General features: G+C 63.6%; 24 protein-coding genes. 10 read left to right on the top strand and 14 right to left on the bottom strand.

Translation table 11 applies throughout. The annotated features are described in order from the left end of the window. Positions 1-95 precede the first annotated feature (95 nt). The 4 genes from H8F27_RS17340 to H8F27_RS17325 are packed head-to-tail and all read left to right on the top strand — an operon-like array spanning position 96 to position 3,454. Positions 96-1,220, top strand: coding sequence for a trypsin-like peptidase domain-containing protein (locus H8F27_RS17340; RefSeq protein ID WP_197149916.1), 1,125 nt, complete (start codon positions 96-98; stop codon positions 1,218-1,220). Continuing rightward, entirely contained in the window at positions 1,217-1,834 is a 618-nt protein-coding gene (locus H8F27_RS17335) for a TIGR04282 family arsenosugar biosynthesis glycosyltransferase (protein WP_231596404.1), read from the top strand. The genes H8F27_RS17340 and H8F27_RS17335 overlap by 4 nt, the downstream gene beginning before the upstream one ends. Further along, the gene (locus H8F27_RS17330; RefSeq protein WP_197149915.1) at positions 1,825-2,661 is read left to right on the top strand and encodes a TIGR04283 family arsenosugar biosynthesis glycosyltransferase; all 837 of its coding nucleotides are present in this window, start codon (positions 1,825-1,827) and stop codon (positions 2,659-2,661) included. The genes H8F27_RS17335 and H8F27_RS17330 overlap by 10 nt, the downstream gene beginning before the upstream one ends. Next, positions 2,546-3,454, top strand: a complete 909-nt coding sequence (locus H8F27_RS17325) for a bestrophin family ion channel (RefSeq protein ID WP_197153678.1) — start codon at positions 2,546-2,548, stop codon at positions 3,452-3,454. The genes H8F27_RS17330 and H8F27_RS17325 overlap by 116 nt, the downstream gene beginning before the upstream one ends. On the opposite strand, the gene H8F27_RS17320 is transcribed toward H8F27_RS17325, so the two are convergent. Genes H8F27_RS17320 through hisG form a run of 3 tightly spaced genes read right to left on the bottom strand, consistent with a single transcriptional unit; the run spans position 3,451 to position 6,441 of the window. Further along, entirely contained in the window at positions 3,451-3,939 is a 489-nt protein-coding gene (locus tag H8F27_RS17320) for a GNAT family N-acetyltransferase (RefSeq protein ID WP_197149914.1), read from the bottom strand. The genes H8F27_RS17325 and H8F27_RS17320 overlap by 4 nt on opposite strands. Before the next feature lie 55 nt (positions 3,940-3,994). Then, on the bottom strand, positions 3,995-5,794 hold the full coding sequence (locus tag H8F27_RS17315) for an ABC transporter ATP-binding protein (RefSeq protein WP_197149913.1): 1,800 nt from the start codon (positions 5,792-5,794) through the stop codon (positions 3,995-3,997). After that, entirely contained in the window at positions 5,794-6,441 is a 648-nt protein-coding gene (hisG, locus tag H8F27_RS17310) for an ATP phosphoribosyltransferase (protein WP_197149912.1), read from the bottom strand. Before hisG ends, H8F27_RS17315 begins: the two co-directional genes overlap by 1 nt. Before the next feature lie 29 nt (positions 6,442-6,470). On the opposite strand from hisG, the gene gloB reads away from it, so the two are divergent. Continuing rightward, positions 6,471-7,214, top strand: a complete 744-nt coding sequence (gloB, locus tag H8F27_RS17305) for a hydroxyacylglutathione hydrolase (protein ID WP_197149898.1) — start codon at positions 6,471-6,473, stop codon at positions 7,212-7,214. A 55-nt stretch (positions 7,215-7,269) separates the two neighbouring features. Here gloB and H8F27_RS17300 read toward each other — a convergent pair whose 3' ends face one another. Next, positions 7,270-8,424: an ABC transporter ATP-binding protein gene (locus H8F27_RS17300; RefSeq protein ID WP_231596403.1), complete on the bottom strand. Its 1,155-nt coding sequence runs from the start codon at positions 8,422-8,424 to the stop codon at positions 7,270-7,272. Between the two features lie 45 nt (positions 8,425-8,469). Between H8F27_RS17300 and H8F27_RS17295 the strand changes: the two genes are divergently transcribed. Then, positions 8,470-8,865, top strand: a complete 396-nt coding sequence (locus H8F27_RS17295; RefSeq protein WP_197149889.1) for a Rid family detoxifying hydrolase — start codon at positions 8,470-8,472, stop codon at positions 8,863-8,865. Here H8F27_RS17295 and H8F27_RS17290 read toward each other — a convergent pair. The 4 genes from H8F27_RS17290 to H8F27_RS17275 form a co-directional block, all read right to left on the bottom strand. Beyond that, positions 8,862-9,056, bottom strand: a complete 195-nt coding sequence (locus H8F27_RS17290; RefSeq protein ID WP_197149888.1) for a hypothetical protein — start codon at positions 9,054-9,056, stop codon at positions 8,862-8,864. The two genes, H8F27_RS17295 and H8F27_RS17290, sit on opposite strands and share 4 nt — an antisense overlap. Before the next feature lie 299 nt (positions 9,057-9,355). After that, positions 9,356-9,553, bottom strand: a complete 198-nt coding sequence (locus tag H8F27_RS17285; RefSeq protein WP_197149887.1) for a hypothetical protein — start codon at positions 9,551-9,553, stop codon at positions 9,356-9,358. Positions 9,554-9,578: 25 nt separating this feature from the next. Beyond that, complete coding sequence (locus H8F27_RS17280) at positions 9,579-10,028, bottom strand: VOC family protein (RefSeq protein WP_197149886.1); 450 nt, start codon at positions 10,026-10,028, stop codon at positions 9,579-9,581. A gap of 651 nt (positions 10,029-10,679) precedes the next feature. Then, positions 10,680-12,035 (bottom strand): WD40 repeat domain-containing protein, encoded by a 1,356-nt coding sequence (locus H8F27_RS17275; RefSeq protein WP_197149885.1) that lies wholly within the window; start codon positions 12,033-12,035, stop codon positions 10,680-10,682. Positions 12,036-12,174: 139 nt separating this feature from the next. On the opposite strand from H8F27_RS17275, the gene H8F27_RS17270 reads away from it, so the two are divergent. Further along, positions 12,175-13,128: an IS1595 family transposase gene (locus H8F27_RS17270; protein WP_197149884.1), complete on the top strand. Its 954-nt coding sequence runs from the start codon at positions 12,175-12,177 to the stop codon at positions 13,126-13,128. A gap of 37 nt (positions 13,129-13,165) precedes the next feature. On the opposite strand, the gene H8F27_RS17265 is transcribed toward H8F27_RS17270, so the two are convergent. From H8F27_RS17265 to H8F27_RS17240, 6 genes are all read right to left on the bottom strand, one after another. Further along, the gene (locus tag H8F27_RS17265; RefSeq protein ID WP_197149883.1) at positions 13,166-13,825 is read right to left on the bottom strand and encodes a hypothetical protein; all 660 of its coding nucleotides are present in this window, start codon (positions 13,823-13,825) and stop codon (positions 13,166-13,168) included. Between the two features lie 118 nt (positions 13,826-13,943). Then, a complete protein-coding gene (locus tag H8F27_RS17260; RefSeq protein WP_197149882.1) occupies positions 13,944-14,102 on the bottom strand; it encodes a hypothetical protein in 159 nt (52 codons plus the stop codon). Positions 14,103-14,327: 225 nt separating this feature from the next. Continuing rightward, entirely contained in the window at positions 14,328-14,513 is a 186-nt protein-coding gene (locus tag H8F27_RS17255) for a hypothetical protein (RefSeq protein ID WP_197149880.1), read from the bottom strand. Positions 14,514-14,515: 2 nt separating this feature from the next. After that, complete coding sequence (locus H8F27_RS17250; RefSeq protein WP_197149877.1) at positions 14,516-16,075, bottom strand: terminase large subunit domain-containing protein; 1,560 nt, start codon at positions 16,073-16,075, stop codon at positions 14,516-14,518. Then, the gene (locus tag H8F27_RS17245; RefSeq protein ID WP_197149875.1) at positions 16,072-16,335 is read right to left on the bottom strand and encodes a hypothetical protein; all 264 of its coding nucleotides are present in this window, start codon (positions 16,333-16,335) and stop codon (positions 16,072-16,074) included. The genes H8F27_RS17250 and H8F27_RS17245 overlap by 4 nt, the downstream gene beginning before the upstream one ends. After that, on the bottom strand, positions 16,332-16,790 hold the full coding sequence (locus H8F27_RS17240) for a hypothetical protein (protein WP_197149872.1): 459 nt from the start codon (positions 16,788-16,790) through the stop codon (positions 16,332-16,334). The genes H8F27_RS17245 and H8F27_RS17240 overlap by 4 nt, the downstream gene beginning before the upstream one ends. Before the next feature lie 325 nt (positions 16,791-17,115). Here H8F27_RS17240 and H8F27_RS17235 point away from each other — a divergent pair, with 325 nt between their 5' ends. From H8F27_RS17235 to H8F27_RS17225, 3 genes are read left to right on the top strand one after another with little or no spacing between them, the layout of a single operon-like run. After that, a complete protein-coding gene (locus H8F27_RS17235; protein WP_197149870.1) occupies positions 17,116-17,805 on the top strand; it encodes a hypothetical protein in 690 nt (229 codons plus the stop codon). A gap of 47 nt (positions 17,806-17,852) precedes the next feature. Then, positions 17,853-18,494 carry a tyrosine-type recombinase/integrase gene (locus H8F27_RS17230; protein ID WP_231596402.1) on the top strand — a complete coding sequence of 214 codons (642 nt, stop codon included), beginning with the start codon at positions 17,853-17,855 and terminating at the stop codon, positions 18,492-18,494. After that, positions 18,491-18,916, top strand: a complete 426-nt coding sequence (locus H8F27_RS17225) for a hypothetical protein (protein ID WP_197149867.1) — start codon at positions 18,491-18,493, stop codon at positions 18,914-18,916. Before H8F27_RS17230 ends, H8F27_RS17225 begins: the two co-directional genes overlap by 4 nt. Positions 18,917-19,005 lie beyond the last annotated feature (89 nt).

Raw genomic sequence — 19,005 nt, 5'->3', positions numbered from 1 at the left:
CTATCGCTTCCGCTCGTGAAAACCGAATCTACGCGTGGTTCAGCAGTTGGGCCGTCTTAAATGAAACGGATTCCGACCTGGCCCAGGCCGCTTCCATGCCACCCCTTTCCCCCCGCTGCCGAGCAGCGCTGCTCGCCCCCGCCGCGTTGCTGTTGGTGGGATGCGGCCAGGGGCTGCCCGGCCTGCCAGGTCGCTCCAGCGCCCAGACCCCCATCAGTGACGCGGCCCCCAGCCCGCCCCTGCAGCAGGGCAGCACCCTGATCGTGGATGCGGTGGCCAAGGTGGGCCCAGCGGTGGTGCGGATCGACACCGTCAAGCGGATGGTGAACCCCCTGGGCGGTCTATTTGGGCGGGGCCCCACGATTGAGCAACAGCAGGGCCAGGGATCGGGCTTCATCACCCGCTCAGACGGGGTGCTGCTGACCAATGCCCATGTGGTGGAGGGGGCCAGCGAGGTGACCGTGACCCTGCCCGATGGCCGCAGCTTCAACGGCAAGGTGCTCGGCAGTGATCCCCTTACCGATGTGGCCGTGGTCAAAGTGGTGGCCTCGAAACTGCCGGTGGCCCCCCTGGGGGATTCCACCAGGGTGCGCCCTGGCGAAGTGGCGATCGCCATCGGCAATCCCCTCGGCCTGGACAACACGGTTACCGCTGGGATCATCAGTGCCATCCAGCGCACCAATGCGGTGGGTGAGGGCCAGCGGGTGCCCTACATCCAAACCGACGCCGCCGTGAATCCAGGCAACAGCGGCGGCCCGCTGATCAATGATCGCGGCCAGGTAATCGGCATCAACACCGCAATCCGCCAGGCACCGGGGGCGGGCCTCAGTTTTGCGATCCCGATCAATGTGGCCCGCCAGATCGCCGCCCAGATCCTGGAGCGCGGTTCGGCCAGCCATCCCTACATCGGCGTTCGCCTGCAGGCCCTCACTCCCCAACTTGCCCGGGAGATCAACGCCAGCACAGATGAATGCCGCCTGCCGGAGGTGAACGGGGTGGTGGTGGTCGAGGTGATGGCGGGCAGCCCCGCCGCCAGCGGTGGTCTCAAGCCCTGCGACCTGATCGAGCAGGTTGGTGGCAAGGCGGTGCGGAACCCCTCCGAGGTGCAGCTGGCGGTGGACCAGGGCAAGGTGGGCCACCCCCTGGCTGTGGCGCTGCGGCGCGGAGAGCAGCGCCTCAACCTGGAGCTCAAGCCCAAGGAACTGCCGCACCGCGGTTGAGCCGCTCGGATGCAAGCCAGCTGGTGGTGCTGGCCCGCTGGTCGGCTCCGGGGCGCTGCAAGCGGCGGTTGGCCTCCAGCCTCGGGGCGGAGGCGGCGGCACGGATCCAGGCCCGGCTCACCGGCCACACCCTGGCGGTGGCCCGCCAGCTGACCCGCCAGCTGGGCATTGAGCTGGTGCTGGCGGTCGATGGGCTCTCCCCCCGGGCCGCCAGGCGCCTGGGCGACCAGCTTGGGGTGGGCCGCATCGTGCTGCAGGGGGGAGGGGGGCTCGGGGTGCGCATGCAGCGCCAGTTCCAGCGGGCGGCCACCGAACGGGCCAGGCGGGTGGTGTTGATCGGCAGTGACCTGCCCCAGCTGGAGCGGGCCGATCTGGCCTCGGCCTTTGCCGCGTTGGATCACCAGCAAGCGGTGCTCGGCCCCGCCTGTGACGGGGGCTACTGGCTGATCGGTTTGCGCAGGCCCGAGCCGGCCCTGATGGAGGGGATTGCCTGGGGCAGCGAGCAGGTGCTGGAGCAAACCCTCGCCGCCCTGGCGCGCAGGGGTCTGGAGCCGGCCCTGCTGCCTCGGCGCAGGGACCTGGATAGGGGGGAGGACCTGGGGCCATGGCGCTGAGCCCGGCTGGGATTTCGGTGGTGATCGCGGCCCGCAATGAGGCGGCGCGGCTGCCGCTGCTGCTGGCCGATCTGGCGACGGCGCCCCAGCTGGTGGCCGAGGTGCTGGTGGTGGATGGGGCCAGTGGCGATGGCACACCTCGGCTGGCGGCCTTGGCGGGCGCACGGGTGCTGGCCTGCAGCCCGGGCCGGGGTGGGCAGCTGGCCCTAGGGGTATCCCGCAGCAGTGGGGCCTGGCTGCTGCTGCTCCACGCCGATGCCCGCCTGGGGGCCGGCTGGCAGGCAGCCCTGGCCACCGCCCTGGGGCGCGCGCCGGCGGCCTGGTATTTCAACCTGGCGATCGACGCCCCCAGCCCCGCCCTGCGGCTGGTGGAGCTGGGGGTGGCGCTGCGCAGCCGCTGGCGCCAGCTTCCCTATGGCGACCAGGGGTTGCTGCTGCCCCGCAGCCTGCTGGCCCTCGCCGGGGGTGTGGCACCCATCCCCCTGATGGAAGACCTGGAACTGGTGCAGCGCCTGCGCCAGTACACCCGCCTGCGCTCCCTGGGGGCAACGCTGCGGGTGGATGGGCGCCGCTGGCGGTCCCTGGGCATTTGGCAGACCACCCTGGCCAATGCCCGCCTGCGGCGTGCCTGGCGGCGGGGCTCCAGCGCCGAGCAGCTGGCTGCGGCCTATTACGGCATCGAGCAGACTCGCCGCCATGGTTCCTGCTTCCTTGCCCCCTCGCCTGGCCCGGCGTCAGATCCCTCGCGTTCTGAGCCAGCTGGTGCTGCGCATGAAGCTGGATCTGCTGCTTGTCGCCCTCACGTGCGCCATCACCCTTACCCTTGAACCGCAGGGGTTGATCAAGCGGATCGACATCATCGATGTGGGAGGGTTGGCAATCATGGGCACGGCCGTATCCATCCTGCTGGCCTTCCGCAATACCCAGGCGATCAGCCGCTGGTGGGAGGCCCGCACCCTCTGGGGAGCAGTTACCAATGTGAGCCGTCACTGGCGCGATTGTCTGCACACCCTGCTCTGCAGTGACAGTGTCTGGCGGGGAGAGGAAAACCGTCTGGTGGCACTGCAGGTGTTGCAGGTTTGGCTGCTGAATTTTGAGCTGCGTGGCTATTGGCGCCAGGATGCCCGCGAAGCGGTTAACCGCCTCTGCGCAAGCCTTGGTTTGCCAGCGGAGACCACCCTGAATCATTCCTACCGAGCTCGGGCTGCTGCCATCGGCCGCCTGCGCCAGCGGCGGGCCATCAGCCCCTGGGGCCGGGATGTGCTGCTGCGCTGCGCCGAATCCTTCACCGATGCAGTTGGGGGTTTGGAGAAGGTTCGCAATACACCACTGCCTCCGGTTTATGATGTCTTCATCAGGCTGATTAGTTGGCTATTTGGTTATGCCATCTTTCTGGATTTCAGCTCCAACCACTCGGCGATTACGGGAATTCTGTTGTTCCTTGCCTTTTTGGTAGCTGAACGCGTCGGTGCCTACGTGGAGGGACCATTTGATCGTGACGGCAGCAGTTTCAGCTTGCCGTTGGACCTGATCTGCTCTCGTATCAGCTCCGATCTGCTGGGCCCTGACCATCCCTTGGCCCGCCTGCCGCTCTCCCAGGATCCCAGCCTCTGGACCTAGGGCGCATACCAGAAGGCGCAGCGCCGCTGTTGGGGTTCGAGCTCCCAGCCCTGGGCTGCGTAGAACTTCACCACTTCGGGGTCGGCGAACAGGCTCACCCGATCCACCTCCATGGCCCGCAGTTGGTCGAGCACGTAGACCATCAGCTGTTTGCCCAGTCCCCCCCCCTGGTAAAGGGGATGGACTGCCACATCCCAGACGGTGGCCTCCACAATGCCGTCGCCGGTGCAGCGGGCGAAGCCCACCAGCTTGGGCAGGCGTGGGTCGTGGCGCCACAGGCCCACCCGCAGCAGGCTGTGCTCCAGTGCCTTGCGCACCCGGCGCAGGGGCCGGCGGCTCCAGCCCACCGCATCGCAGAGCTGCTCGAGTTCGATCAGGTCGATGGCCCGGTCGCAGCTGAGCACCAGGCTGAGCTGGGGATTGGGCGTCGGGCAAAGCCGGTGCCGTTCCCCGTAGAGGCTGGTGAGGAGCTCGGCGGAGGCCACGAGTGCCGCGTGCGACGCAATCAACGATCCTGCCCGATGGCCGCTTCGTGCTGGCTCAGAGGGCCGCCAGCCCCCGCTCCTGCAGGTCGGCCAGCTGGGCGTAGACACCCCCCTGCTGACGCAGCTGGCTGTGGGTGCCCTGCTCGATCAGGTGACCCTTGCGCAACACCAGGATGCGGTCGGAGGCCTCCACCGTTGCCAGGCGGTGGGCAATCACGATCGCGGTGCGGCCGTGCAGCAGCTTGTCGAGGTCGCGTTGCAGGGTGGCTTCGGTGGAGGGATCCATGAAGGCGGTGGCCTCATCCATCACCAGCACCGACGGATCGCGGATTGCCACCCGCGCCACTGAGAGCAACTGGCGCTCGCCGGAGGAGAGGTTGCCGCCCCGCTCCCGCAGCTCGGTGGCCAGGCCATCGGGCAGGCGGCGCAGCAGGGGATCGAGGCCCAGCTCGGCGCAGAGCCCTTGCAGCTGGTCGCTGCTGATCGGCGCATCGAGGCGCATGTTGTCGGCCACGTTGCCGCTGAACAGGAAGGTGTCCTGCAGCACCACGCCCAGGCGTTGCCGCAGGGTGGGAATGGGCAGTTGGCGGATGTCGATGCCATCCAGCAGGATGCGCCCCTGCTGGGGTTCATAGAGCCGGCAGAGCAGACGGATCACGGTGGTTTTGCCAGAGCCGGTCGGCCCGACCAGGGCCACGTGCTCGCCCGGGGCGATGCGGAAGGAGAGGTCGCTGAGGATCGGGTCGTCCGGGCGGTAGGAGAAACTGACCTGCTCAAAAATCACCTCGCCGGCGCTGGCTCGCTCGCCGCCGCTGCAGATGGCGGCGGCTGTGCGATCACTGGCGGGCAGGTCTGCGATTTCGATCGGCTGCTCGAGCAGTTCGCCGATGCGCTCAACGGCGGTGAGGCCGCCCTGGATCTGGGTGAAGCGTTCAGCCAGTTGGCGCAGTGGGTCGAATAGCCGCTGGGAATAGAGGATGAAGGTGGTGAGGGTGCCGAGCCCCATGGTGCTGCCGAGCACCATCCAGCCGCCTAGGGCCAGCACCACGGCGATGGCGCTGAGGGCAACCCACTCGATCAAGGCCGAGATCGAGCTTTCGTAGAGGATCGTGCCGGTCACGGCCTCCCGGTAGGCATTGGTTACTTGGGCGAAGCGGGCACTGTTTGTAGCCTCGCGCCGGAACATCTGCACCACCTCCAGCCCCTGGAGGTTCTCCTGGAGGTCGGCGTTGAGCTGGCTGAGTTCTTCCCTCACCCGGTAGTTGGCCTTGCGATAGCGCCCCTGCAGCCAGAGGATGCCGAACACCACCGGCACCTGGCTCACCAGCAGCAGCAGGCCCAGGCGCCACTCGATCGAGATCATTGTGACCGCGATCACCAGCAGGGTCACCAGGTCGGCCAGCACCCCCACGGCCCCACTGCCGAAGACCTCGGCCAGGGCATCGACATCGCTGGTCAGCCGGGTGAGCAGCTTGCCCACGGGGGTGCGGTCATGGAAGCGCAGCGACAGGGCCATCGCATGGGCGAAGAGGTCGTTGCGGATGCGGGCGGTGAGCCGTTGGCCGACGGCCTGGACGTTGAAGGTCTGGATGCCCTGCAGTCCAAGCCGCAGCATTACGGCCAGCAGCAGCAGCAGCACCAGCAAGCGCAGGGCGGCGGCCACGGGCATGCCGTCGAGCCAGCCCAGGGTCGGCTCGCGCCGCAGCACCGAGATCGCCTGGCCCACCAGCATGGGTTGCACAGCCGCGGCGAAGGCCACCGGGATCAGCAGCAGCAGGGTGAGGCCGAGGCGGCGGCGGTCCCTGCCCAGGTAGGGCAGCAGGCGGGCTAAGCGTTGCCGGTCGAGGCGGGCCATCAGCGGCCCCGCTGGGGCACGGCTACCCCGAGGCGATCGACTGTCCTCTGAAGTGAACCGTCGTCGAGCCGCAGGGCCAGGGGGTGACCCACCAGCCGGGCGGTGCTCAGAAAAAGATCCTCGATGGCAACCAGGCCGTTTTCTTCCAGGGTGCGGCCGGTGGCTACCAGGTCCACGATCGCCTCACTCATGCCGGTGATCGGCCCCAGCTCCACCGAGCCGGCCAGATGGATCAGCTCCACAGGTAGGTCCAGAGCATTGAAAAAGGCCTGGGCGCAGCCGGTGAACTTGCTTGCCACCCGGCAGTGGGCAGGCAGGTCAGTCGCCCGCCGGTAGCCGCTGCTGGCCTTGACGGCCACGCTCATGCGGCAGCTGCCGAAGCCGAGATCCAGCAACTGGGCCACCGGCAACTGGTGCTCGCGGATCACGTCGTAGCCCACCACACCCAGCTGGGCCTGCCCATAGGCCACGTACACCGGCACATCGGCATTGCGCACCAGCAGTGCCCTGGCCTGGCCACAGGCACTGGGCACCATCAGCTGGCGGTTGTCGGGGTCCAGCAGGGCTGAAAAGTCGAAACCGGCGGCGGCGAAGCGGGCCACCGAATCCTTCAGGAGCGCGCCTTTGGCCAGGGCGACGGTGATCATGGTTGTGCGCCTCAAGCTGGACTTTAACGATGCAGCAACTCAGCGTTGAACTGGTTCCGCTCCTGCGGGATAACTACGTCTTTGTGTTGCACCGCCAGGGCCTGGCGGCGGTGGTGGATCCGGCCCTTGCCGAGCCGGTGATCGCGGCGCTGGAGCGGCAGGGGCTGGAGCTGGTGGCGATCCTGCACACCCACCACCACAGCGACCACATCGGTGGTACGCCGGGCCTGCTGGCCCGTTGGCCCGGTGCCGCGGTGCTGGCCAGCCGCGAGGACCGGGCGCGCATTCCCCTGCAAACCAGGGGCGTTACCGGTGACGATCGCTTTGAGCTGCTGGGGGAGACGGTGCAGGTGATCGATGTGCCGGGCCACACCCGCGCCCACATCGCCTACTACCTGCCGGCTTCGGGGCACCTCTTCTGTGGCGACACGATGTTTGCCGGGGGCTGCGGACGCCTGTTTGAGGGCAGTGCGGCCCAGATGCGGGCTTCGCTGCAGCGGCTGGCCGAGCTGCCTCCTGCCACCCAGGTGTGGTGCGCCCACGAATACACCGAGGCAAACCTGCGCTGGGCTGCCGCCACCGTGGATGCCGAGGATGGCGCCGCTGGGCCGATTCGGGAGCGACTCGCGGCTGTGATCTCCACCCGCGCCCGGGGTGCCGCCACGATTCCCAGCACGGTTGGGATGGAGCGGGCCACCAACCTGTTTGTGCGTGCGACGAGTCCGGAGCAGCTGGCGGTGCTGCGCCGCAGTAAGGACCATTGGCAGGGCTAGCTGGATCAGTGCAGGGGACTGTTGGCAGGAGGCAGGATGCAGGGGGCAGGGGACCTCAGCCCAGGGCTTGGAGTGGTTGGCGGGATGGGAAGAGCATCGCCGGGGTTCCGGGCCGCAGCTGCAGCTGGCAGCGCTGACCCCGGCCGTATTCGGCTTCCAGTGGTAGGCGCAGTCGCAACTTGAGTTCGCCCAGCTGCACCTGGTAGAGCCACTCCCGACCCAGAAATTCCCGGCCCTGGAGCCAGGCTTCCCCCTGGGGATCAAGCTGGAGCTCGATCCCATCCGGGCTCACCAGCACCTCCAGGGGCTCGCTGTCGGCTGGGCTCGGGGGGTTAGGTGGGGCAGCGTTGGCATCGTCGGCAGGCGGAGCTGCTAGGCAGTCCAGGCTGCCGAGCGGGGTTTCGATCCGGTTGCCCTTGCGTTGGGCTGGCAACAGGTTGCCCTGCAAAACGAAGCGTCCCACAAAGGCGGTGGCGGGCTGCTGCACTAACTGGCGCGGGCTGGCGCACTGGTGCAGCACCCCCTGCCGCAAAACAGCTACCCGGTCGCAGATTGCCAGGGCCTCCTCGGGGTCGTGGGTGACGATCAGGCCGCTGGCGCCGCAGCGGGAGAGGACCGCCGGCAGCTCGCTGCGCAGGCGCAGGCGGACCTCCACATCGAGGTTGGAGAAGGGTTCATCCAGCAGTACTACCGAGGGGCCGGGGGCCAGGGCCCGGGCCAGGGCGAGGCGCTGGCGCTGGCCGCCTGAGAGTTCATGGGGGTAACGGCGTTCGAGGCCCTTCAGCCCGAGCAGCTCCAGCAACCAGCTTGCCCGACTGGTGTCCTGTCCCCTCCCCAGCCCGAAGCAGGTGTTTTGCCAGGCATTGAGGTGGGGGAACAGGGCGTAGTCCTGGAACACCATGCCCACGCCCCGGCGTTCTGGTTCCAGCCAGCGGCCCTCGCCGGCCACCAGGCGTCCGTCGATCAACACCGAGCCCCGCTCGGGCCGCTCAAAGCCGGCGATCAGGCGCAGCAGGGTGGTTTTGCCGCAGCCGGAGGGGCCGAGGAGCCCCACCAGCTCGCCCTGGTGCAGGGCCAGATCGATTCCTTCCAGGGTCCATTCGCCTGGCGCGGCGTTGGCGTAACGGTGCCAGAGGCCCCTGAGCTGAACGTGCTCGCGCAGCGGCAACTCGGCAGGCAATAGCTGGGTAAGGGTGCTGGCGATTGGCAAGGGCCATAAGCTCAACCCCCATCCTGACCTGATAAGAGTCGAGCAATGCAGCTGGAAGCCGTTATCACCGTCGCCGCTCCGGCTCCCGTGGGGCCCTACAGCCAGGCTGTGAAGGCTGGCGGGGTGCTCTATTGCTCCGGACAGATCGCCCTGGATCCGCAGACGGGGGCCATGGTCGGAGCCGGCGATGTGGAGGCCGAAACCCGCCAGGTGCTCAGCAATCTCAAGGCGGTTCTGGAGGCTGGTGGCAGCAGCCCCAGCCAAGTGCTGCGCACCACGGTTTTCCTGGCCGACCTGGGCGATTTCGCCCTGGTCAATGGGATCTACGCAGAGGTATTTGGCCAGGGGGTCTCGCCGGCCCGGGCCTGCGTGGAGGTGGCGGCCCTTCCCAAGGGGGCGCGGGTGGAGATCGACTGCATTGCGCTGGCGGCTGAGGCTTAGTCCAGCGGCAGGGACTGGAACAGGTCGCCCTGCACCAGGGTGCGGGCGCGCAGCTTTTTGCCGGCCGCAGGCTTGGTGGCGGGCATGGCTGCGATGGGCATGACGGATAGGGAGATGGCTTTGATGGGCATGGCGCTTATTGGTAGCCATTCTTCAGCTCGGAAGACGGCGTAGGGAGAGGAGACGGGCATCGGGCACAACCGAGTCGCTTGGCGTACGCCTGTACTAATTGAGAAAGTTGGTGGCGTCAAGTCTTTGGCAGCGGCCCTCGCCCGCTGGCGGAGTGCGCCGGTGCCAGCTGCCCCTTAAAGTCCTAATGACGGGGCGTGGCGCAGCTTGGTAGCGCGGGTGCTTTGGGAGTCCCGAATGCAGCAAGCCAAAACCCATTCATAGCCTTGATTTGGTACCCGCAACGCCTCCAGGAAAGTGACGGCGAGTGATAGAAGCCAAGGGTTGCCCAAGGTTGCCCGGCTCACACCTCCCCCTTGAGTCACTCCTCCAGCAGCTTGTGGCGGTCCTGGCCGTCGAGCAGCTCAGCCGGCACTGCCGACAACCTTCCCTGCGGGTGCTGGGCGCGGGCGATGTCCTGAGCATGGGCAGCGTCCAGCGCCTGCACCATCTCGATGCCAAAGCCGGCACCGTCAGCGAAGAACACGGCGAATTTGGGCATGGCGGTTAGGGCTGGCACCGTGATCCTGCCTCTGGGCCCGCAGCTAACCCTTGGGGTTATAGAACTCCAAGCCCTCGATGCCCTTGGCGTCGTTTTCGCTCATGCGTGCCCGCAATTCCAGCGTGGTGCGGTCCGGGTCGCGCACAAACACCGAGACATGCCCGTCGCCGAACGTCACCGGCCCCTGCGTAATGGTGATAATGTTTTCACGCAGTGCGGCAATGGTCTCCCGAATGTCTTTGACCCGCAGCGCCACGTGTGTCAGGCCAGGATGTTTTTCCGGCACGTCCATCAGCACGTTCTTCCCGCCGGTGGTGTCGACACCGTTGATGATCAGGTTGATCTCGACGCCAGCAGGGTTCTTGAGGATGGTCACCGGCTCGAAATCGGATTCGGCCTCGACCTTGAAGCCAAGAAGTGCGTAAAAGCGCAGCGCACATGCCTTATCGGTGACGCGTATACCGATATGGTCGACCTGTTCGATGCTGATCATGGTTTGGCTTCGATGCTGCTCATTCAACCTTGATTTCGGCCACTCCACCCCCAGCGCCCCTAACGCCACGATCTGCAGCCGCGCCCGCGCTGCTCAGGGCGTTGCTAGCCGTGTTGGGGCTGTGCAACGGTCAATCACAAGCTGCTCGTCCGGGGAACCAAATGGCCTGCAACCGGGTCGTGGCTTGCCAATTGGCAGACCTCGCGTCTAGGTGGCGAAACGTCCCACCCCTGCTTCGCCTTACCTTCCGAACAGCTCACCCCCGAGCTCATCGGCTTCCTGCTGGTGAAGCACCAACCCGATGGCGATCTTCTGTGGCTGGCGTGATCGTGGAAGCGGAGGCGTATTTCCAGGAGGACCGCGACACGCGGCCACCTCTGCTGTGCGCTTATGGCCCCTGCCGGGCTAGATCATGCAACCAGCTCCAGGTGGAACCAAATGGCTAGCAACCTGGCAAAACCGCCCTACGCACCTCCACCACGAGAGCCCGACTTCCCACCGCCAGCTCGGCCACCACGGCCAGACAGCCGAGGCACGGCTAGCGCCTATAGGGCTGACGATCTGGCGGATGCGAGCAGCCTGCGGCTGGGATGACCGGCGCAACGCTGATTACGGCAAACTGCCTAGGAACATGTAGATCAGCTCTTGAAGTTATTCAGGTTGATTGGGGGAGGGGAGGCCATCTCCAACCGAGTGCTGCGTCGCGTGTGTGTGAATACGGCGGCGCAATTTGCGGCTCCAGGCAAACGCGGCACCGAGCCCGAGTAAGGGCAAGGGGCCAGGTACCGACTGAGACAGAGTTGATGAACCGGAACTGTTGCTGGCGTAGAGATAGGCAGAGTCAACGCCTGTAATAGAGTTAGTTCCTCCGGTACCAATCAGAATGCTATTACCGCTAAGCGCTACCGAAGAGCCGAAATACTCGTAAGACGCGGGAGTGGGACTTGCAAAGGACTGCAGCAGATTGCCAGTTGTGGCATCAAAGAGATAGGCAACGCCTCTATATGTGTTATCACCTTCAGCACCAATCAGAGCGATATTATCGCTAAGCGCTACCGAAGAGCCGAAATTGTCGTAAGGCCCCGGAGTGGGATTTGCAAAGGACTGCTGCAGGTTGCCGGTGGTGACATCAAAGAGATAAGCAGCGCCGCTATATCTGTTATCCCCGCTTTTTTCCCCGTAGGCACCGACTAGAGCGCTATTGCCGCTAAGCGCTACCGAAGAGCCGAAAAAGTCGCCCGGAGCTGGAGCAGGACTTGTAAAGGTCTGCAGCAGGTTACCGGTTGCGACATCGAAGAGATAGGCAGCGGGGATACTGCCGTTAGCCCCGTAGGCACCAATCAGAGCGGTATTACCACTAAGTGCTACGGAAGCGCCGAACCTGGAGCGAGCGAAAGTGGGAGCTGCAAAGGACTGCAGAAGGTTGCCGGTGGTGGTATCAAAGAGATAGGCAGCGCCGGTAATGCTATCTGCGTAGGCACCAATCAGTGCGCTATTGCCGCTAAGCGCTACGGACGAGCCGAACCGACCAGCAACTGTGGGAGTGGGACTTGCAAATGACTGCAACAGGTTGCCGGTGGTGGCATCAAAGAGATAAGCAGCGCCGGTAGAGCCGGTATCTCCTTCAGCACCAATCAGGGCGCTATTACCGCTAAGTGCAACGGAACGACCAAATAAGTCGCCCCAAGTGGGAGTGGGATTTGCAAAGGACTGCTGCAGATTGCCAGTGGTGACATCAAAGAGATAAGAAACGCCGCTGTAGCCGTTCTTTCCGTAGTCACCAATTAGAGCGCTATTGCCGCTAAGTGCTACGGAAAAGGCGAAACCGTCGTAAGACGCCGGAGTGGGATTTGCGAAGGACCAGGCAGGTATCGGCGCGAATGTACTCGCGCGGGTAGGCAATACCCACAGGAGCGTAGCTATTGCTAAAGAACCAAGGAAAGTAGTTATAGGCAGCAAGCACTCTCGCCCTTGGTTGGCCGAAGAGTAGAAATTAACAGCATTCACTTCCCTGTGCTAGCAGAGCAGTCAGTCCTGCTGGAATATAACATAACTGTAGCTGCCTCTTGGAATTACTTGATTACCCAGCTCACTCCGCGACGGCCAACCAGGCCCTATATAGTGGTACACAAATACCAGCCCGGCCATGGCGCGCAGCGGCATCCAATTCCAGAAAGGCCTCTCGCTGCCTGAGTTCCAGCGGCTCTACAGCACTGAGGAGCAATGTGAGGCTGCTCTGGAGCAGGCGCGCTGGCCCGATGGGTTCCGCTGTCCCCGCTGCAATGGCCATGAGCATGGGCTCGTCTACGGCCGCCGCCTCAAGCGTTATCAGTGCCGCACCTGCAGCCATCAGGCCACACTCACGGCTGGCACGATCATGCAGGCCACAAAACTGCCGCTGACCACCTGGTTCCTGGCCTCCTATCTGATCGGCCAGGCCAAGACTGGCATCTCCTCTCTGGAGCTCAGCCGCCACCTGGGCGTGAAATACGACACGGCCTGGCTGCTGCACAACAAGATCCTGCGGGCATTGACTGAGCGGGAGGAGGCCTACCTGCTGCGGGGAAAGATCCAGATCGATGACTCCTACCTCGGCGGAGAACTCCTGGGTGGCAAGGCAGGTCGGGGATCAGAGAACAAGATCCCGATCGTTGCGGCCGTTTCCTTGAACGAGGCTGGCCATCCAATTCACGTCAGGATCACCGCCGTAAGTGGCTTCAGCTCAGAAGCGATCTCTGACTGGGCCAAACACCATCTGGCACCAGGCAGCCAGGTGCTCTCCGATGGCCTGGCCTGCTTCCGCGCCGTGACCACGGCCAACTGCCACCACAAGGCGGTTGTTACCGGTGGCAAGCACCCCAACGAGCTACCGCAGTTCCGTTGGATCAACACTGTGCTGGGCAACCTCAAGACCAGCTTCAACGGCACCTTCCATGCTTTCAACTTTGACAAGTACGCTCGGCGCTACCTGGGCGGCTTCTGCTTCCGCTTCAACCGACGCTTTGCAATGGCTGCGATGACAGAACGCATTGCCAATGCTGTTTGCTGCTGCAAGCCAGTCACAGAGGGGGCTCTCAGGATTGCGGAGGCTTATGGGTAATCAGGACACCTATTGAGGCACGGTGCCAGGTATTGGATTAGGCGCCGGGTGATGTAGGGACAGCGCTGATGCCTTTATGGAGCTTGATGCGCTTCCTTAGCTTGCGGCTGAAGCCGAAGGCAGCAGCAAGGCCAAGGATGGGGAGCGGGCCGGGGACGTTGGCTGTTCCGCCACCACCGCTAGGGCCAATTAATGTGGCTTGAGCCCAAGTGGATACGTCGTAGTTCGCGCGGACAGGAACGTAACCAAGTCCAGTTGGATAAGGATCGAAAGTGATAAAGACACCATCAGAACCAGAGGCACCGCCCCAAATTTGGTATCCAAAAAATGGCCCGCAATTGATCACGCCGGCCCAGCCACAATTGTTGGGAGTTCCAAGCGACGTTCCCACCACGTCGCGAAACGTCTCAGCATCGGCCAACGACCCGAACCAGGGCATTGCGCCACCGTTATCCAGAGTGTTGAATTTATTGACATTATCGTTGTACGAGCCGATAAAAGTAGTCACGTCATAATCAAAGCCACCTGCAGTCACGACAAGAGCTTTAGCTTGGCCGCCCGTAAGCGCCAACCCAGCCACTACCGTGCCGAGTGCAGCACCGAGGGCTTTTCTATAAAAGCGGGGATTAAATGTATTGACCGCTACCGAAATGCGAGGCTGACTTCTGGGGGGGTCACGACAGCCATCGCTTTCCATGCAGTGGCTAATGGTAGCAGCAAGTTTGCCGATCAGAACTATGCAGTTTCTGCATAGCCGCCTAACCCGGCGCCGCTGGCCTGTCGTTGTCCGCCTGGCGGCCCTGCTGCTGCGGGCACTAGGTACCAGGCTCTCCTTCCTTCAGCACCACCGTGACCCGATGGCCGGGGAACAGCTCTTTGCCGGCCTCCAGGGCCTCGGCCTTATCAGCAGCGAAGACCGGCACCACCGTGATGCCCTCGGGCAAGTCAACGATCACATCGAGCAGCAGGGCCATGCCTTGGCGGTCGGCTGATGGTGGTTTAGCCGGCAAGTTCCTACAAAGCTATCGCTTTGTGGGTATTTAATCAGGGGATTCAGCCACCAGGCTTAGCCATCGAATGCCACTGCTGGCTGTTCATACCTTTGTTTGTAGAGGGGTTGTGAAATCTCTGGGACGGCGGGCCCGCGGGCACCGACCCAGAGGCGGGCTCCTTACGGTTCACCCCAACCCCTCGCCAAGTTAAAGCCTGCTCACCTGACCCACCGGGAAGCTGGTGGCAGTCCCGTCCAGGATCACCCACGCACAGCTGCGCTGCCCCCTCTCAATGCGGTGGAGGGTCCCATGCCGGTGGTCCCAGCGGGTGCGCGGGGCATCGACCAGGACGACATCCCCAATCTGCAGCTCCGGATTATGCAGTTCCTGCATAGTCACCACACCCGGAAGTCGGTGCCGCCCGGCTGGAAGCTGTAGCGCCTGTCGTGGGTGGCCATCAGCAGATATCGACAGGAATCTGCTACATGATCTGGCTGGGTGGTGTCCAGGTCTTCTGGGTCGTGCTGGGCGTATTGCAGCCCCGGCACCGTCGCCCAGAACGACTCCACCTTGGGGGTTGCGTACAGACCCGGCGCAGTGGGGTCACCAGCAGCCTCCATCATCCGGGCCATGAGTTGCCAGCCTGGGGCACGTTTCCCTTTTGGCCCTGCCACAAAGCCGGCCCCGTGCCGCTTGAGCTGGGCACCGATGGATCCGCTGTCACCACCAATCTCAGCACCAATTGCCGCATCAGCCACTCGGTGCTTCTCTGCCACCCGCTCGATCGTGATGCCATTGCGCTGGCATAGCTCCCGGGCCGCCTTCGCCATCTTGCTGGTGGTCAACTCCCGATCACCCGTGCCCCACTGACGGGTGCCATCGGGGCTTGTCAGACATGTGTAGTGCTCGTCCACCAGCACCACCGAGCCGGCGCCAAGTCGCTTCCCCTTCCACCATGTGGCTATGGGGCAGCGGTAAGCCAGCAGCAGGGAACTGGGGGAGCGGGTGCCCCAGTCCAAACCCATCCAAACGTTCCAGTCGCTGTAGCCCTCTGCCCAGGTTGGTATTCCATCCCAGTCGGCGACCATGATCCGGTTCTTGTCCCAGACGTGAGAGAAGAACGACCCGCTGACCGCCCCCCAGCTGCCGTAGACCTCCGACTGGATTTTGGCCGCGTCGTAGTTGCAGCTGGCCTTGAGGTTGGCGATGTAGGCATCGCGGTTGGCCAGGTGCACGTTGTCGAACAAGGTGCTGTGCACCAGGACGCACTCCTTCTGGAACAGCTCGATGTGGGTGGGCTGCCAGGGCACCATCCGCCGGATGAAATTCTCGTAGTGCCAGTAGGAGCCTGCGTTGTTGGGGTTACAGGTCAGGATCATTCGCGGCGTGACACCTTCTGCTGTGCTGCGCATCGAGCTGCGCAACCTCAACAGCGGGGCAGGGTCAGCGATCTGGCCGCTCTCATCGACGTAGACGTGGCTCAGGTCTGTGCCTTGGAATCTGTTGAAACTGGCTTCGTCTTTTAGGTAGTGCAGATACAGGATTGCCCCGTTGGAGAAGCGGAACTCCTTGGCGCCAGTCAGATAGTTGCTGCCGGCCAGCTCGGGGCAACAAGCGATCTGATCGGTGATCTCTCGTTCGAGCTTGCGCAGCCCTGCCAGGTCACGCCGTACCAGTGCGCCGCAAAAGCCCCGGCCGAACCGGAGCACATCCCGCAGCAGCAGCAGCACCAGCCCTGTGGATTTGCCACCACCGCGGCCACCGCTTAGCAGGACGTCGTACTGGTCTGGGATTGATAGCAGGGCCCTCTGCCAGGGAAGTGGTTCGAGCCGCTTGGGGCCAGTTGGTGCCGGTATTTTTGCCTTGTTCTCCCGGTAGCGGCGATCATCTGGTTTCAGCGGACTGCGCTTCCTCACCAAAGTGCTGCCCTGCCGGGGCGCGGGTGCGGCTGTCATCGCACCCCCACCAGGTCCTGCCAGGCCAGCTCGGTGGATTTGCTGCGTCCAGCTCGCTCTGGGGGGCGAGTCAGCAGGCATTGCCGGGCCTGGCTGAACATGGCGTGCCAGTGCTTCAACTCTCTGCTCCCCTGCCATGAGGGATTGAGTTCGATGCTCCTGATCGTTGCGGTGATGGTGCCACTAAGGCTGTTGGCGGTTGTTTTTGCCGCACTGGCCAGAGTGTCGCAGGTGGGTTTGCCGGTAAATGCTCGGGTCATTGCTGCAGGCCCCGGTAGGCAAGATCACGACTGAGCGATATCTGCCTTTGCATTTCCGCGGGTGAGGGAGTCCTGGCCGCCCGGGCGGCACGTTCTGCTTCGTGGTTGGCGGCCATCGCTTCCAGGGCTGAATCCATTTCGGCCTGCATGCGCTCGGCGTGGTTATGGGGACGCTTGATCGCCAGCTCCGCCTGGAGATCCCCGGTCCAAGGGGTGGCTCCTTCCATGGCTGCCGCTAGCTCCAAGCTAATGGCTGAACCCCAGTGGATCTCTGCGTCCTGTGCCAGCACGGGTGAAAGCTGCCGGAGGGCTGACTGCCAGCTCCTGGCCCGCTGATCGTCCCAGGTCCAAGGATTGACGCTGGAGGGGATATCGCGTACGGCGATGCCGGCCATTGCTGCTGCCTTGAGTAATAAGCCAATCTCGAACTTGGGCTCCTGTCCTTGTGCTGCCATGTTTAATCACTGGTGAATACATCTATTATCGCCTACCGTGTCAAATCTAGTAGACAAGACGCATTAGCCAGGCAAGGAAAAAATCGGGCGCAAGTAGTTGCATCGCCGGCAAATCAAACCACTGCCCCAGGGGCTGTGTAACAGTAACAGCAGGGCGGGGCTGGAATGGTAGAGAGGACGTGTATATGCGGAGGGGCTAGGAATGCAGTCATGCCAACGGATCTTGAACCCTGCCCCCTTGCTTGGGCGTCGCAAGTTGTCGTTAATGTGATAGAGTAATGAGTGCAGGGGCTGAAATACCTGCACACCATTGCCTGTAAAACCAATGCAAACAGTCGCCGCATCCGCGGGTGAGCTGGTGGCCGCTGATCCCCGTTATTGGGATTGCCCATCTCTCAACACCGCTGAGCACATTGCCGCCTCACTGGGCAAGCCGATCGCCCTGCCGCCTCATCTGGCGGATGCCCTAACAACCGATTGGGCAAAAGATCACGAACCAGCGCTGCTGCGGTGGTTCGCCCGCATCAGCCACCAGGACTTTGAGCAAGTTCACCGCGACAACACCTACAACCAGGAGAACGACTTCTCGGAGAACTTCGTGTTCTCGATCTTCTCGCCAGTTGGCTGCTCCGATTGGTGTTGGGCGGATGATGTCTTCGTAGTTGTTGAGACTCACCTCGGTGGAGATGTCCGCGGTAACTACGGTCCCGCGGGTGTGTATCGCATCGATTCAATAGCCGACTCTGGATTCCTGGATTGGGTTTGCGGGTGGTTCGCCTCGCCCATCAGAACCGATTCGATCAACTATCTGGCTGACTGTGAGCACCCGGAATTGCAGGCGGCCAATGATCGACTCAGCATCGGTTACAGCAGCCATCCAACCAACGAGCTGCGGAATCTGTTGTGGCATGGGTGTGAGCCGATTTGGTCTGATCAGCTGAATTGCCACGTCGCCCGGTTGGCAGATGTGCCATTCGCCGTGCGGCTTGAGCCGACCGGGCCCAGCTATTGCTGAGTTGTCGTTTTTGCGTTGGGGGTGTTGCAGGCGCAGCGCCCCAGTTATTGCAGGCCAGTTGCCATTCGAGATGGAACGTCATTTCACCCACGCTAAAAGCAATGCCTAAAACCAACGGATCAGGACAGGCTCAGACACTCACACCAGCCCAACTTGACGATTTATTGGATGCAGCGCCAGGGCCGGATCATCGGGCGCTCTGGTCGATCATGCGCTTTACAGGCAGCCGGGTGAGTGAAACTCTGGCCCTGCGCTGGGGTGCCATCCACCAGGAACGGGTCGTGTTTATCAAGGCCACCACCAAAACCAAATCGACCCGGGAGGTATTGATTGCCCCGCGGCTACATCTGGAGCTGGGGACATATCGAGTTGAATGGGCAGGCCGCCACGGCAAGCAACCTGGCAACCGTGATTGGTTGTTCCCAGGGCGCTGGCCGAATGAGCCGTTAACCCGCCAGTCGGCCGATAAGGCGCTGAGACTGGCGATGAATGACCTGGCTATGCCAAGCGGGTGCTCTCTCCACACCTTCAGGCGATCACTGGCGACGACCATGGCCCGGAGCGGCACGAATCTCAAAGTGGTGGCCGCGTTCACTGGCCATCGCAGCCTGCAGCAGTTGGCCGGCTACATCGACGTCAACCAGGCCGATGAGCTGTGCGCCCTGGCCGCCCTGGGAGGTGGGGTATGACAGCCGCTAAGAGGTCCCGCAGCCGATCCAGCGTCACGGACCTCCAGAAGCGCCAAGGGGAGGCCGCTGATCTGTTGGCCGCCGGTTTTGCCTCCGCTGAGGTCAGCAGCCAGCTGGCCGCAAAACACCAGGTCTCACGGCGCACTGCCCAGCGGTGGGTGCTTGAGGGCCACAAGGCCCTAAGCCTGGCTGGCAATGGTGACAGTGCCTGGGATTGCTTCGAGCTTGCCCAGCTGCGGTTGCTGGCGATGCGGCTTTACCGGCAGTCGGTTGATGCCGGCAACTTCAACGCGGGTGTGGGTGCTCTCAAGGAGTTGCGCGAATTGGCAAAGCTGTCTGGCTACCAGTTCGGCCCCCAGCTATGGGATAAGGCCCTGGGCAGCGCAATGACCTCAGATCTACCAGTGGATTGGCCCGAATAGGGCCTTTTTTTTGGGCCCGATTGTGGCTATGTCGCTGCAAGGGAGTGAGGGGCCAAATTGCCCCAGTGGGGGAGAGGGTTCTCGGGTGC

The organism is Synechococcus sp. CBW1108 (assembly GCF_015840335.1).
Lineage (GTDB): Bacteria > Cyanobacteriota > Cyanobacteriia > PCC-6307 > Cyanobiaceae > Cyanobium_A.
Note: the sequence above shows the minus strand (reverse complement) of the source record. Positions and strands in the feature narration are given on the sequence as shown.

What these genes read in the sequence shown, in the direction of transcription:
- H8F27_RS17340 (WP_197149916.1), top strand. Translation starts at nt 96, where the DNA reads ATGCCACCCCTTTCCCCCCGCTGCCGAGCAGCGCTGCTCGCCCCCGCC.
- H8F27_RS17330 (WP_197149915.1), top strand. Translation starts at nt 1,825, where the DNA reads ATGGCGCTGAGCCCGGCTGGGATTTCGGTGGTGATCGCGGCCCGCAAT.
- H8F27_RS17315 (WP_197149913.1), bottom strand. Translation starts at nt 5,794, where the DNA reads ATGGCCCGCCTCGACCGGCAACGCTTAGCCCGCCTGCTGCCCTACCTG.
- hisG (WP_197149912.1), bottom strand. Translation starts at nt 6,441, where the DNA reads ATGATCACCGTCGCCCTGGCCAAAGGCGCGCTCCTGAAGGATTCGGTG.
- gloB (WP_197149898.1), top strand. Translation starts at nt 6,471, where the DNA reads ATGCAGCAACTCAGCGTTGAACTGGTTCCGCTCCTGCGGGATAACTAC.
- H8F27_RS17295 (WP_197149889.1), top strand. Translation starts at nt 8,470, where the DNA reads ATGCAGCTGGAAGCCGTTATCACCGTCGCCGCTCCGGCTCCCGTGGGG.
- H8F27_RS17290 (WP_197149888.1), bottom strand. Translation starts at nt 9,056, where the DNA reads ATGCCCGTCTCCTCTCCCTACGCCGTCTTCCGAGCTGAAGAATGGCTA.
- H8F27_RS17280 (WP_197149886.1), bottom strand. Translation starts at nt 10,028, where the DNA reads ATGATCAGCATCGAACAGGTCGACCATATCGGTATACGCGTCACCGAT.
- H8F27_RS17270 (WP_197149884.1), top strand. Translation starts at nt 12,175, where the DNA reads ATGGCGCGCAGCGGCATCCAATTCCAGAAAGGCCTCTCGCTGCCTGAG.
- H8F27_RS17265 (WP_197149883.1), bottom strand. Translation starts at nt 13,825, where the DNA reads ATGGAAAGCGATGGCTGTCGTGACCCCCCCAGAAGTCAGCCTCGCATT.
- H8F27_RS17260 (WP_197149882.1), bottom strand. Translation starts at nt 14,102, where the DNA reads ATGGCCCTGCTGCTCGATGTGATCGTTGACTTGCCCGAGGGCATCACG.
- H8F27_RS17255 (WP_197149880.1), bottom strand. Translation starts at nt 14,513, where the DNA reads ATGCAGGAACTGCATAATCCGGAGCTGCAGATTGGGGATGTCGTCCTG.
- H8F27_RS17250 (WP_197149877.1), bottom strand. Translation starts at nt 16,075, where the DNA reads ATGACAGCCGCACCCGCGCCCCGGCAGGGCAGCACTTTGGTGAGGAAG.
- H8F27_RS17245 (WP_197149875.1), bottom strand. Translation starts at nt 16,335, where the DNA reads ATGACCCGAGCATTTACCGGCAAACCCACCTGCGACACTCTGGCCAGT.
- H8F27_RS17240 (WP_197149872.1), bottom strand. Translation starts at nt 16,790, where the DNA reads ATGGCAGCACAAGGACAGGAGCCCAAGTTCGAGATTGGCTTATTACTC.
- H8F27_RS17235 (WP_197149870.1), top strand. Translation starts at nt 17,116, where the DNA reads ATGCAAACAGTCGCCGCATCCGCGGGTGAGCTGGTGGCCGCTGATCCC.
- H8F27_RS17225 (WP_197149867.1), top strand. Translation starts at nt 18,491, where the DNA reads ATGACAGCCGCTAAGAGGTCCCGCAGCCGATCCAGCGTCACGGACCTC.